The sequence below is a fragment of the Agrobacterium sp. 22-223-1 genome, assembly GCF_053522385.1.
In genome coordinates this window covers 170,523-183,183 of the sequence record NZ_JBNWCN010000002.1, presented here as the reverse complement: position 1 = coordinate 183,183, position 12,661 = coordinate 170,523, and the positions used below count along the sequence as shown (strand labels likewise).

Annotated in this window: 10 protein-coding genes; 4 read left to right on the top strand and 6 right to left on the bottom strand. The window is 60.5% G+C overall.

Annotated elements, in window-relative coordinates; all coding sequences use genetic code 11:
• Positions 1 to 108 precede the first annotated feature (108 nt).
• Together ACQZ60_RS12980 and ACQZ60_RS12975 are read left to right on the top strand one after the other, a co-directional pair.
• Positions 109 to 1,731, top strand: coding sequence for an ABC-F family ATP-binding cassette domain-containing protein (locus tag ACQZ60_RS12980; protein WP_003519640.1), 1,623 nt, complete (start codon positions 109 to 111; stop codon positions 1,729 to 1,731).
• 60 nt (positions 1,732 to 1,791) lie between these two features.
• Positions 1,792 to 2,799, top strand: a complete 1,008-nt coding sequence (locus ACQZ60_RS12975; protein ID WP_020808591.1) for a 2-hydroxyacid dehydrogenase — start codon at positions 1,792 to 1,794, stop codon at positions 2,797 to 2,799.
• A gap of 27 nt (positions 2,800 to 2,826) precedes the next feature.
• On the opposite strand, the gene pyk is transcribed toward ACQZ60_RS12975, so the two are convergent.
• Genes pyk through ACQZ60_RS12955 form a run of 4 tightly spaced genes read right to left on the bottom strand, consistent with a single transcriptional unit; the run spans position 2,827 to position 7,952 of the window.
• Positions 2,827 to 4,236, bottom strand: coding sequence for a pyruvate kinase (gene pyk / locus ACQZ60_RS12970; RefSeq protein WP_031233357.1), 1,410 nt, complete (start codon positions 4,234 to 4,236; stop codon positions 2,827 to 2,829).
• Positions 4,237 to 4,263: 27 nt separating this feature from the next.
• Entirely contained in the window at positions 4,264 to 5,532 is a 1,269-nt protein-coding gene (locus ACQZ60_RS12965; protein ID WP_020808593.1) for a glycerate kinase type-2 family protein, read from the bottom strand.
• Positions 5,533 to 5,543: 11 nt separating this feature from the next.
• Positions 5,544 to 6,617, bottom strand: a complete 1,074-nt coding sequence (locus ACQZ60_RS12960; RefSeq protein ID WP_020808594.1) for a tartrate dehydrogenase — start codon at positions 6,615 to 6,617, stop codon at positions 5,544 to 5,546.
• Between the two features lie 27 nt (positions 6,618 to 6,644).
• On the bottom strand, positions 6,645 to 7,952 hold the full coding sequence (locus ACQZ60_RS12955; RefSeq protein WP_031233358.1) for an MFS transporter: 1,308 nt from the start codon (positions 7,950 to 7,952) through the stop codon (positions 6,645 to 6,647).
• Between the two features lie 128 nt (positions 7,953 to 8,080).
• Between ACQZ60_RS12955 and ACQZ60_RS12950 the strand changes: the two genes are divergently transcribed.
• Both ACQZ60_RS12950 and ACQZ60_RS12945 read left to right on the top strand, forming a co-directional pair.
• Entirely contained in the window at positions 8,081 to 8,995 is a 915-nt protein-coding gene (locus tag ACQZ60_RS12950; protein ID WP_020808596.1) for a LysR family transcriptional regulator, read from the top strand.
• Between the two features lie 88 nt (positions 8,996 to 9,083).
• Positions 9,084 to 9,836, top strand: coding sequence for a FadR/GntR family transcriptional regulator (locus ACQZ60_RS12945; protein WP_020808597.1), 753 nt, complete (start codon positions 9,084 to 9,086; stop codon positions 9,834 to 9,836).
• A 55-nt stretch (positions 9,837 to 9,891) separates the two neighbouring features.
• Here the strand turns inward: ACQZ60_RS12945 and ACQZ60_RS12940 are convergent, their stop codons facing one another.
• Both ACQZ60_RS12940 and ACQZ60_RS12935 read right to left on the bottom strand, forming a co-directional pair.
• Entirely contained in the window at positions 9,892 to 10,689 is a 798-nt protein-coding gene (locus ACQZ60_RS12940; protein WP_059757881.1) for a hypothetical protein, read from the bottom strand.
• 10 nt (positions 10,690 to 10,699) lie between these two features.
• Positions 10,700 to 12,487, bottom strand: a complete 1,788-nt coding sequence (locus ACQZ60_RS12935) for a heparinase II/III domain-containing protein (RefSeq protein ID WP_448735396.1) — start codon at positions 12,485 to 12,487, stop codon at positions 10,700 to 10,702.
• Positions 12,488 to 12,661: the final 174 nt, after the last annotated feature.

Below are 12,661 nucleotides of genomic sequence, written 5' to 3'. Positions count from 1 at the left end.
CAGCTCCGGAGCGTCTTGTCGGCTGCATGACTGACAAGACGTGTGCGGCAGGTGACAGCGGCGACGGCCCGTGGCATAGGAGGGCCGCTCCCATTCACAGGCCCTGTCATGATCCGCATCGAAAACATCAGCAAGTCGAACAGTCACCGTATTCTCTATATCGAGGCCTCCGCCGCGCTCAATCGCGGCGAGAAGATCGGCCTTGTCGGCCCGAACGGTGCCGGCAAGACCACACTGTTCCGGATGATCACCGGCGAAGAGCAGCCCGACGAGGGCCAGGTCGTCGTCGAAAAGGGCATGACGGTCGGTTATTTCGATCAGGATGTCGGTGAAATGTCCGGCCGCTCGGCCGTCGCGGAAGTCATGGAAGGCGCAGGCCCCGTCAGCGAAGTGGCGGCGGAGCTTCGGGAACTGGAAGCCGCCATGTCCGATCCCGACCGGATGGACGAGATGGACACCATCATCGAACGTTACGGCGAAGTGCAGGCGCGTTATGAGGAACTGGACGGCTACGCGCTTGAAGGCCGTGCGCGCGAAGTGCTGGACGGGTTGAGCTTCAGCCAGGAGATGATGGACGGCGATGTTTCCAAGCTTTCCGGCGGCTGGAAGATGCGCGTGGCGCTTGCGCGCATCCTCTTGATGCGCCCGGACGTGATGCTGCTCGACGAACCGTCGAACCATCTCGATCTCGAAAGTCTGATCTGGCTCGAAGATTTCCTGAAAAACTACGACGGCGCTTTGCTGATGACGTCGCATGACCGCGAATTCATGAACCGCATCGTCACCAAGATCATCGAAATCGATGCCGGCAATCTCACCACCTATTCCGGCGATTACGGCTTTTACGAACAGCAGCGCGCGCAGAACGAAAAGCAGCAGCAGGCGCAGTTCGAACGCCAGCAGGCCATGCTCGCCAAGGAAATCAAGTTCATCGAACGCTTCAAGGCCCGCGCTTCGCACGCCTCGCAGGTGCAGAGCCGCGTGAAGAAACTCGAGAAGATCGACCGCGTCGAGCCGCCAAAACGGCGTCAGACGGTGGCTTTCGAATTCGCACCGGCGCCCCGGTCGGGCGAGGATGTCGTGGCGCTGAAGAAGGTGAACAAGGCCTATGGCAGCCGCACGATCTATGGCGAGCTCGATTTCATGGTGCGGCGCAAGGAACGCTGGTGCATCATGGGTGTCAACGGCGCTGGAAAATCGACGCTGCTGAAGCTGGTGACCGGCACGGCGGAACCGGATTCCGGCAATGTCACCCTCGGCGCCAGCGTCAAGCTCGGCTATTTCGCCCAGCACGCCATGGATGTTCTGGATGGCGACAGCACCATTCTCGAATGGCTGGAGGAGCGTTTTCCGAAGGCGGGGCAGGCGCCGTTGCGCGCCCTTGCCGGCTGTTTCGGCTTTTCCGGCGACGACGTGGAAAAACGCTGCCGTGTTCTTTCCGGCGGTGAAAAGGCCCGTCTCGTCATGGCGGCCATGCTGTTCGATCCGCCGAACTTCCTCGTGCTGGACGAGCCGACCAACCATCTCGATCTCGACACCAAGGAAATGCTGATCAAAGCCCTCTCGGATTATGAAGGCACGATGCTGTTCGTTTCGCACGACCGCCATTTCCTGGCCGCGCTGTCGAACCGGGTGCTGGAACTGACGCCCGATGGCATCCACCAATATGGCGGCGGCTATACCGAATATGTGGAAAGCACGGGACAGGAAGCGCCGGGCCTTCGCAGCTAAGCCACCTGCCGGACGCGTCGCCCTGTAACGGCAGCTTTCGTTTGGAGACTGGAGAAACAGATGCGGATCGTGGTCTACAGCGCCAAACCCTATGACAGGCAGTTCCTTGACGCTGCCGCCCACGCTGGCATGCGGATGCAATATTGCGAAGCACGCCTGTCTCTCGAGACAGTGGCGCTGGCGGAGGGAGCGGCGGCGATCTGCGCCTTCGTTAATGACGACCTGTCGCGGCCGGTGCTTGAAAAGCTGGCGGAAATGGGTGTCCGGCTCATCGCCCTGCGCTGCGCCGGTTTCAATCAGGTCGATCTCGCCGCCGCCGAAAAGCTCGGCCTGACCGTTGCGCGCGTGCCGGCCTATTCGCCCTATGCGGTCGCCGAGCACACCATGGCGCTCATCCTGTCGCTCAACCGCAAGATCCATCGCGCCTATAACCGTGTCCGCGAAGGAAACTTCGCCCTCGATGGCCTTCTCGGCTTCGACCTTCACGGCAAGACGGTCGGCATTGTCGGTACAGGCAAGATCGGGGCGATTTTCGCGCGCATTGCGGCCGGCTTCGGCTGCCGTCTCGTCGGCCATGACGTCCGGCCAAATCCAGATTGCGAAGCACTGGGCATGGTCTACGTCACGCGCGAGAAACTGTTTCGAACATCGGACATTCTGGCGCTGATGTGCCCGCTCACACCGGAGACCCGTCACCTCATTCGCCGGGAGACGCTGCCGCTGCTGAAAAAGGGCGTGATGCTCGTCAATACCAGCCGCGGCGCCATCATCGACACGCAGGCGGCAATTGCGGGTCTGAAAGACGGCACAATCGGCAGTCTCGGCATCGATGTTTATGAAGAAGAGGCCGATCTCTTTTTCGAGGACCTTTCCAACGATGTGCTGCGCGACGATGTTTTCGCGCGGCTGCTGACCTTCCCCAATGTTCTGGTCACCGGCCATCAGGGCTTCTTCACGCAGGAGGCCCTCAGGAACATCGCGGACACCACGATCGGCAATATCGAAAGCTTTTTCGGGACCGGCAGGGCGCTACATGCGGTTTCCACCGAGCAGCTAGCAGGCCCCTAAAAGTCGCGAACAATAAGGTCCGATATGTCACAACCGGGCCACGCGCAGATTGTTCGTCGTACCGGACTGACCGAACGGAATACCGCTGACGATGACGAGATTGTCACCGGAACGGGCCAGATCGACATGTTTCGCAAGCCGTGCCGCCTGTTCGAACCTGTCGTCAATGCCAAGGTCTTCGTCATAGAGGCTGATTGCACCCCACAAAAGGCAAAGCCTGCGGGCCACCGCCATATCCGCCGTGATCGCCACGATTGGCAAAGACGGGCGCTCCCGTGCTATGCGAGCCGCCGTCACGCCGCTCGATGTGAAGGCTACAATCGCCGGCGCACCGATCGCGGTGGCGACATCGGCCGCCGCGCCGGCCACCGCATGGGCGGGTGTTGGCTCCAGCGCCGGTTCCGTCGCCCGCAGGATCGAATTATAGAGCTTGTGGCCTTCGGTACTGCGAATGATACGGTCCATCATCTCAACGGTTTCGACGGGATATCTGCCGGTCGCGGTTTCAGCGGAGAGCATCACCGCATCGACGCCGTCATAGATCGCCATGGCAACATCCGACGCTTCGGCGCGTGTGGGTGATGCGGACGAAACCATCGAATCCAGCATCTGGGTGGCGACAATGACTGGCTTCACCGCCTGACGACAGGCGCGCACAAGCTCTTTCTGACGCCCCGGAACCTCCTCGGCAGGAATTTCGACGCCGAGATCGCCGCGCGCCACCATCAGGGCATCGGACAGGCTGATGATATCGTCGATCTTCTCGAGAGCGGACGGCTTCTCGATTTTTGCCACCAGCCCCGCACGTTCGACGATCAGGCCGCGCGCCTCGATGAGATCGCCGGGTTTCTGCACGAAAGAAAGCGCGACCCAGTCGACACCGAGATCGAGACCGAAGGCGAGATCGCTGCGGTCCTTCGTCGTGAGCGGCGAGATGTCCAGCACCGTTCCCGGAATATTGACGCCCTTGCGGTCGGAAATCGCACCGCCGAAGATCACCTCAGCCTCCAGCTCATCCGCCCCCACGCGCAAAAGACGGACACGTATGCGACCGTCATCGATCAGAAGATCGTCGCCGGGCTTTACGGCGGCGAATATTTCGGGGTGAGGCAGGGGAATCGCCGACGTTTCCCCACTCTCTGAACGGAGAACGAAACGAACGACATCCCCCGCCGACACGCTGGCCGACCCGCCCGCGATCCGTCCGAGCCTTATCTTGGGACCCTGCAAATCCTGCAAGATGCCGATGGGCATCGCCATTTCCCGCTCGATCGTCCGGATCGCGTGGAAAACCCGGGCATGATCCTCATGCGAGCCATGGCTGAAATTCAGGCGAAACGTATCGACGCCCGCCAGGAACAGGGCTTTCAGCATTTCAGGCGATGCGCTGGCAGGCCCGACCGTCGCAACAATTTTTGCTTGGCGTTTACGATGCATGATCAATCAATCGGCTTTCGCCGCCCTTTAAAATACGAGAATTGCGCGGAAATCATTCACATTGGTCAGGGTGGGACCTGTTTTCACCAGGTCACCGAGGTGCTCGAAAAAACGATAGCTGTCGTGAGAGGCGAGATAGGCCTTCGCGTCGAGGTTCAGGGCCGCCGCTCTTACAAGCGTGTCCGGCGCAACGATCGCACCCGCCGCATCTTCCGTCCCGTCGATACCGTCCGTATCGCAGGCGATGGCCCATAGTCCCGTCCGACCATTCAAGGTGGCCGCAAGGGCGAGAAGAAACTCCGTGTTGCGCCCGCCGCGACCGGCACCGCCCGAACCGATGGTGACAGTCGCCTCACCGCCGGAGAGGATAACCGCGGGGCCTTTCAGCGGATGCCCCCTGGTAACGGCGGAAAGCGCGATGCCGCCCAATACCGTGCCGAGTTCCCGCGCCTCACCCTCCAGCGCATCGCCCAGTATCAGCGTTCGCAGTCCGGCCGCCGCCGCCACCTCCGCCGCCGCCTCAAGAGCAAGCGAAGGTGTCGCGATCATCCGCACATCGCTTGCCATGTCGTGAGATTTGGGCGTCTCATGGCCGCTTTCGAGGACGGCTAGTGCCGATGGCGGCAAGGCTATGCCGTGCCGGCGAACGATTTCCCGGACCTCCGCGATGGTGCTGTCGTCGGCAACGGTCGGACCCGACGCAATGTCGGAAGGATCATCGCCCGGCACGTCGGAAATCACCATGGTCACAAGGCGGGCGGGCTCGGCCGCCTTGGCGAGCTGTCCACCCTTGATCATGGACAGATGCTTGCGGATCGCGTTCATCTCCCGGATGGTCGCCCCGCTTGCCAGCAGCGCCCTGTTCACCGCCTGCTTGTCCGCAAGCGACATATCGCCAGCGGGCGCAACGAGGAGGGCGGAACCGCCGCCGGAGATCATGGCTATGACCAGATCGCGTTCCGACAGTCCGGAAACCGCATCCAGCACGGCGCGCCCGGCCTCCAGGCTGCTCTCGTCGGGAACCGGATGAGACGCCTCGATGATGCGGATGCGGCCAGCCGGGACGGCGTGGCCGTATCGCGTGACGACAACGCCGGAAACGTCGACGTCGGGCCATGCCGCCTCGAGTGCCGCCGCCATCGCCGCCGAGGCTTTTCCGGCGCCGACCACGATACACCGCCCTTGCGGTTTCGGCGGCAGGTGCCGCATCACCGCTTCCTGCGGATTGGCGCTTGCCACGGCCGCGTCGAACATCCGGCGCAGCAGGTCTCTCGCGGTCTCATCCGTCCAGCGCATGGTCGATCCGGTCACACGTTGGAGGAATAAATGGCATCGACAACGGCGTCGGTCACGTCGTTTGTCGTTGCCGTGCCGCCGACATCCGGGGTCAGGATGCCCGAGCCCGTCACCCGTTCCACCGCCCGCATCAGCCGGGCGGATGCGTCGGCTTCGCCGAGATGATCCAGCATCTGCGCCGCCGTCCAGAACGTGGCGACCGGATTGGCGATGCCCTTGCCGGTAATATCGAAGGCGGAACCGTGGATCGGTTCGAACATCGACGGGAAACGCCGCTCGGGATCGATATTGCCGGTTGGCGCCACGCCAAGGCTGCCGGCCAGCGCGCCCGCAAGGTCAGACAGGATATCGGCATGAAGATTGGTGGCGACGATGGTGTCGAGGCTCTTCGGATTGAGCGTCATGCGAACCGTCATGGCGTCCACCAGCATCTTGTCCCAGGTCACATCTGGAAACTCTTCGGCGACTTCCGCCGCGATCTCGTCCCACATGACCATGCCGTGACGCTGCGCATTGGATTTGGTCACGACCGTCAGCAGCTTGCGCGGCCGCGACTGCGCCAGTTTGAACGCGTAACGCATGATGCGGGTGACGCCGACACGGGTAAAGATCGCGACCTCGGTGCCGACCTCTTCGGGCAGGCCGCGATGCGCGCGACCGCCATGTCCGGAATATTCACCTTCCGAATTTTCACGGACGATGACCCAGTCAAGGTCGCCGGGACCGCAATTGCGCAGCGGCGGCGTAATGCCCGGCAGAATCTTCGTGGGCCGGACATTGGCATATTGGTCAAAACCCTGGCAGATGGGCAGGCGAAGGCCCCACAGCGTGATGTGATCCGGCACATCCGGCGCGCCGACGGCGCCGAAATAGATCGCGTCGAACTTCTTCAGCTTCGACAGGCCGTCGGACGGCATCATCACACCGTTCTTCTTGTAATAGTCGGAACCCCAATCGAAATTCTCTAAATTGAACTTGATGCCGCCGTCCCGCTTTTCGATGGCCGCAAGCACCCGGGTGCCGGCGGCGATGACTTCAGGGCCGATGCCGTCGGCCGGGATGGTGGCTATGGAATATTCGCGCATGTCTGGTCTCCGTTACGATATTGCTGGTTAAGGGCGCTGGCTTGCCGCATTGGCGGCTTCGGCGCTTTTTTGGCTTGTCTTCGACAGGATGAGGGTAAGAACGGCCGACAGAAGCAGAAGGCCGGCGACGAAATAGAGGCCGCCGCTGAAACCTCCGGTCTGGTCCTTGACCCAGCCGATGACGGAGGGGCCGACGAAACCGCCGAGATTACCGATGGAATTGATGGTGGCGATGCCGGCGGCCGCAGCCGGCCCGGACAGGAACAGCGTGGGCATGCTCCAGAGAGGCGGCTTCGAGCAGCTGATGCCGATATTGACCAGCGTCAGCGCGATGAGGACGGCAAAGACCGAGGCGGCGCCGGTTGCAAAAGCAAGACCCACCGCCGCCAACAGGCATGCACCGACGACATGCCATGTGCGTTCGCCTGTCCTGTCGGAATGGCGTGCCCAGAGAACCATCGCCACTACGGCGAAAATGGCGGGAATGGCATTGATGAAGCCGACCTGAAGTGACGAAAGGCCGAATTGCTTGATGATCTGAGGCGCCCAGATGCCAAGCGTATAAAGCCCGGCGGACGTGCCGAAATAGACGAGCGAAAGCGCAAGGACACGCATGTCCGCAAGACCTGCCCAGATGCTATAGCTCGACTTGGCGGCCTTCGATGCCTGTTCCTCGTTCATGGTCTTGACGAGCCAGTCCCGCTCCTCCGTCGTCAGCCAATTGGCTTTTTCCGGGCGGTCCGTCAGATAAAACAGGACGACAACGCCGAGAATGACGGCGGGTGCGGCTTCGATCAGGAACATCCACTGCCAGCCGGCAAGACCCAGCAACCCGTGCATTTCCATCAGCGCACCGGAAATCGGCGAACCGAGCACCGTCGATAGCGGCGCGGCCGCCATGAAGATCGCGGTCACGGCGGCGCGGCGGCGGGCAGGAAACCAGAAGCTCAGATACAGAATGATGCCGGGGAAAAAGCCGGCTTCGGCAATTCCGAGCAGGAACCGCAGCGTATAGAAGCTCGGAATGCCCTGGACGAAGGCCATGCCCCCCGAAATGAACCCCCAGGTGATCATTACCCGCGCGATCCAGATACGGGCGCCGACCTTGTTCAGGATCAGGTTGGAGGGAACCTCGAACAGAAAATAGCCGAGGAAAAAAATGCCGGCGCCGATGCCGAACACGGTGGATGAGAAACCAAGATCCTGATTCATGGTCAAGGCCGCAAAACCGATGTTCACGCGGTCCAGGAACGCGATGAAGTAGAGCAGCATGATGAAGGGTACGATGCGGAATGTAATTTTGCGCAAGACGCGCGTTTCCAGCTCGCTGGCCACGGCATTTTCCTCCCAGTTTGAAATCGATGAGCGCACCTCCTGCGCTGATCAACCCTTTTCCTCCTGGACGCCGTTGACCTCAATCGACAGAAAATTATATAATTTTTTGATATAATAAGGAGAACGCCATGGAACTCGGCCAGTTGCGATGCTTCGTCTGCGTTGCGGAAGAATTGCATTTCGGACGGGCCGCACAAAAGCTAGATATGTTGCCGGCCTCTCTCGGCCGGCACATCAGGCTGCTTGAGGACGCGCTCGGCACCAAGCTCGTCCTGCGAACCACGCGCAATGTTGGCTTGACCACGGATGGCGCGATGCTTTTGCCGGAAGCGCGGCAGCTCGTGGAAAAGGCCGATGCACTGGTGGCGCGCTTTCGCGCCTCCGGCGGCGAGGGTGAAAAAGTCGTCCGGATCGGAGCCATCGACAGCGCTGCCGCCGGGCTTCTGCCCATGCTGCTGCACGATCTGCGCGTTCTCCATCCCTCAATCGCCACCCAGCTGATCGAGGACAAGACGATACGCCTCATTCCGCGCCTGCTTTCCGGCAGGATAGACCTAGCCTTCATCCGTCCGCCTGATATCATCGACCGCCATATCAAGACGCAGAGGCTGTTTCACGAAACGGCGGTTGTCGCCGTCTCCGTCAATCATCGGCTGGCGAAACGGGAAAGCCTGTGCATCAGGGAACTTGCGGACGAACCGCTGATTGTCCCGGAACGCCGGTCGAGGCCGCACAGCCATGATCTGACGATCAAGCTTTTCACCGAAGCGGGGCTTCAGGCGCGTATCGCCCAGCTGGCGGATGAGAAACAGACCATCGTCAATCTGGTGGCGGCGGAAATAGGCATCGCGATCGTTCCCCAATGGACCTCGCGGCTGGCAGTCAGCGGCGTCTGCTTCATTCCCCTGACGGTCGAACCCGGAACCATGATCAGCAAATTGCCGCTTTCGGTCGCCTGGTTGAAGAATGCGCGCGATCCGGCACGAGACGCCATCATGGAGGTGCTCAACGCCAATCTTGCAAGATATGAAACATTTGCATGAAAGTGGGTAAAATTGGTATGATCATTGAGTTTTATTGAAATTCATCATACATATTTGACAGGCTTCACGCCTGCCTCGATTTCAATGCATGGTGACCGACGTGCCTGAACAGCAAAAACAGCGCAGCAAATCCTCCGGTTCTCTGGTCAGCAGAGTTAGCCTCAGCCTGAGAAATGCGATTGCCTCCGGGCAATATGGACCCGGTGACCGCCTGCCCAGCGAAATCGAGATGACGGAAACCCATGGCGTCAGCCGCACCGTGGTGCGCGAGGCGGTGACGGCGCTACGCTGCGACGGGCTGGTGGAGGTGCGTCAGGGGGCGGGCATTTTCGTGCTGAAGCGTGAAAAGGACGCGTCGCCCACACCCGGTATCGACCGCGCCCGGCTCTCTTCCGATCTGGAGGTGCTGGAAATCAGAACGCCGCTCGAAATCGAAGCGGCGGGGCTCGCCGCCCTTCGTCGTTCGCCATCGCAGGAGGAAGCGATTTTCGACTGTCACGCCCGGCTTCTGCAATGTATCGAGGAGAACCGCTCCATTCGCGAGGCGGATCTGGCGCTGCATCTGGCCATTGCGGCCGCCACCAACAATCCGCTTTTCACCCAGTTCCTCGAGCTGCACGGTCAGGCCGTGATTCCACAATCGCGCGTGGTTTCCGAAACCGGCGAGAACGACCAGACAGCTTACCGGCGATTGATCCACAAGGAACATGAAGCCATCGTCATCGCCATATCGGACCGGAACGAACAGGCCGCGAAGCTGGCGATGCAGGCGCATCTGCGCGGCAGCCAGCACCGCTACCGCGACATGATGCGCGATCTGCGCGGCATCGCGCACAGCTAAAGGGTTTTCAGTAAAACCGGGTCGTAGCTCTGTGCCCGAAAGGGGCGATCAGGAGCTACGGCGCTTCCCGCAGATCCGCTCCCCAGACCTCGATCTGCGTCAGCGCGGGAAAAGGCGAAGGATCGTCGGCTTTTTTTAGATCATGCAGACGAATCCATTCCACCTGGCGCGGTGCGACCGGGAAACTCTGGGCAGCTCCGGTTTTTTGCAGGGAAAAGCTTGCGCTTTCGCCGTCGGAAAAAGTGACGCTCGCTTTTTCCCACCAGGCATCATGGGGAAAGTCCGCCCGCAGGTAAAAAGTCAGCTGGTCGATGAGGACTGCGCGGCCGAATACGAGGGTCAGCGAAGCTTCGGGATCGCGGTTGATGCCCCAGCTTGTATAGGGCCAGAAGCCGTGGCCCGCGCTCGCCTTTTCACCATCGATGACATTGCGGGCTGCGAAAGCCGCCTCCCCGCGCGTTTCCGTGCTCGCATAAACGTGCGGAAACAGCGAGGTGTTTTCATGATCGTCAAACGGGTTGAGGGCCAGATTCCTGCGAACTCCGATTTCACCGGCAAGTGTGCGGCGCGCGGCGATCCGGTGAAGGTTACCGCTGAAAGCCTGCGGCGGATAGGATTTGCGTTTCGCCGCGGAAGGAATGGGCAGGATGAATTCGTTTCCGTGCAGGAAAACCAGCGTCGGCGGCATGCCGGCGTCGAGCGCAAGCCAGATATGACCGGGCTGCGAAACCTCAACGACAAGCCTGTCGCCCTCGCAATATTCCGCGCGATAGACGAGCAAAGCTTCGTCCTCCGCTCCGGCTTTCGCCAGAACATCACCCACCGCATTGACGACCTTGAGTATAAGCTTCATCGGCACTTCCTTAACTGATCGTCAGGCACAGACGCTGGGCTGCGATGGGGATGAGAATGCGATAGATCACCGGTGGCCAAGACTGGCGAAGGCGGGCATCGTCGATTGTTATGGCTTCGATGGCGGGTTCTCCTGCACCTTCGCAGGCTATCTCTCCCAGCCCCGCAAAGATCAGGCCGCCCGGCGTGACGACGGGCTTCTCGGCAGCCATCAGCGACAGAACCGCCTCCTGCCCGCCCTGATAGTCGTCAAGGACTTCCACATGGCTGCCACGCAGCAATCGGACGCAGCGACGATAATATTCAACGCCAGCCACGGCGGGATAGGCTCCGGCTATATCGAAAGAGACTTCCGCCTGCTCTTCAGAGAATTCTGTCATAAAATCTCTCGCCGTAAACTCTGCCCCGGCGGCCTGCATGACGCCGCCGAAAGTCGGCAGATTGTGAAAGGCCGATTGCATCGTCCAGATGTCGTAGCGCTGCGGCGAGAAGGTTTTTGCGGTGTAGGTTTCCACCCCGACATCGATGATGAACGGCCGGCCGTTCTTATAAAGCGTGAAACTGCCGACATCGTTGTGGTTGTGGCTCTCGCCATTATTGCCCGCCTTCACGGCAAGATCGAAAACCCCATCGCGGGCAATCGCCAGACCGATGCCGGGATAGGCGATGTCGGTCTTTGCCGGTTCCGCAGGAATAAGCGAGGACAATCCCGGGATGGTAAGAACCGCCTGGACCCGATACCAGAGATTCCATTCCCTGCACATCAGCCGGTCCGGTGAGCGGTTCCAGCAGGCGGCAGCGAAAGCCTGAAGCCGTGGCGAAGAAACGGCCTTGCCGAAAAGATATTCCCGCACGCCGGATGTATCGACCTTCGCCGGCGCATCGGCGAAGTTGAAGAACCGGTCTTCCGCCACGTGCATGTTGAAAATGAATTCGGCCATGCTGCGCAGCTTCGACGCATGAAAGAGCGGCGCCATGAAGCCGGGCGCTGAGGCTTCGAGAATGCTCATCGCCCCGAACAGGCAAAGTGCCGCATGGCCATAATAAAGAACGCCCTCTTCGCAGGCGCCGTCTTCCGCATAATCCTTCTGAAACGCATCGAGACTCTTGAGCGCCTTTTCCACGACCGTACGCCTCGTCGACTGGTCGGTGGGCAATAGCAGGGTCGAGAGAAGGACGTTCTGGGTGATCCAGGCCGTCCAGTTGTTCATCCGCTCGTCGCCATTCCCCATCCACCAGAAATGCCGGGCGAGATAGGGCTTTGTAATGCGCCGGTCGATCTCGGCGCGGACGCGGGAAACGAGGTTTACATTTGCCCTTTCCAGTTCCGGTGCCAGCAAATGCAGGCACAAAGCGAGATTGGCACCCGTTTCGGCAGCGAACAGGTCGATCACCGGGTCTCGCGGATCGGGCAGAGGATCTCGTGGGCCGCCGCGAATATGGGAATTATGGGCGGGCAATTGCCAGCCGCTCTCCTCGCATATCAGCCAAAGACCATCGATGATGGCATCGAGAAAGCGACCCTGCCCCTCGGCGCATTCTCCAAGAACCAGCGCGTTCAGCTTCAGTCGTCGGGAAAAATAAAGCGCCTCGAAACGATCGCGATTGCCGGTGCGGCTATATTCCCGGTAGTCGCCCGCCAGAATTGTGGACCAAGGCTCGTCAAGCGTCTGTTCCGCCGCCTCGATGAGACTACGGGAAACCGCGCCCGGTGCTGAAGACCGTATTTTCTGCGCCGTCAGTTCCGCGCCGAAATCGGCGAACCGTTCTGGCAGAAGCCGCATCATTTCGACAAACACGCCCTCAAACCTCCCGCGCGTTCCGCAATCCGATATGGGCCTCCTATCATACGTATTTTTGAAAAACCAGAAAATTTGTCTGACTTTATGCAAAGTTGTTTGACCAATATCGATATTGTGTTATCCAGAGCGCGGGAGGCGGCAGGGCGAAGACCCGGACCGCAATGGAAAATG

Bases quoted from the DNA above. Each gene is read 5' to 3' on its own strand.
- ACQZ60_RS12980 (WP_003519640.1), top strand. From the start codon at position 109: ATGATCCGCATCGAAAACATCAGCAAGTCGAACAGTCACCGTATTCTC.
- ACQZ60_RS12975 (WP_020808591.1), top strand. From the start codon at position 1,792: ATGCGGATCGTGGTCTACAGCGCCAAACCCTATGACAGGCAGTTCCTT.
- pyk (WP_031233357.1), bottom strand. From the start codon at position 4,236: ATGCATCGTAAACGCCAAGCAAAAATTGTTGCGACGGTCGGGCCTGCC.
- ACQZ60_RS12965 (WP_020808593.1), bottom strand. From the start codon at position 5,532: ATGCGCTGGACGGATGAGACCGCGAGAGACCTGCTGCGCCGGATGTTC.
- ACQZ60_RS12960 (WP_020808594.1), bottom strand. From the start codon at position 6,617: ATGCGCGAATATTCCATAGCCACCATCCCGGCCGACGGCATCGGCCCT.
- ACQZ60_RS12950 (WP_020808596.1), top strand. From the start codon at position 8,081: ATGGAACTCGGCCAGTTGCGATGCTTCGTCTGCGTTGCGGAAGAATTG.
- ACQZ60_RS12945 (WP_020808597.1), top strand. From the start codon at position 9,084: ATGGTGACCGACGTGCCTGAACAGCAAAAACAGCGCAGCAAATCCTCC.
- ACQZ60_RS12940 (WP_059757881.1), bottom strand. From the start codon at position 10,689: ATGAAGCTTATACTCAAGGTCGTCAATGCGGTGGGTGATGTTCTGGCG.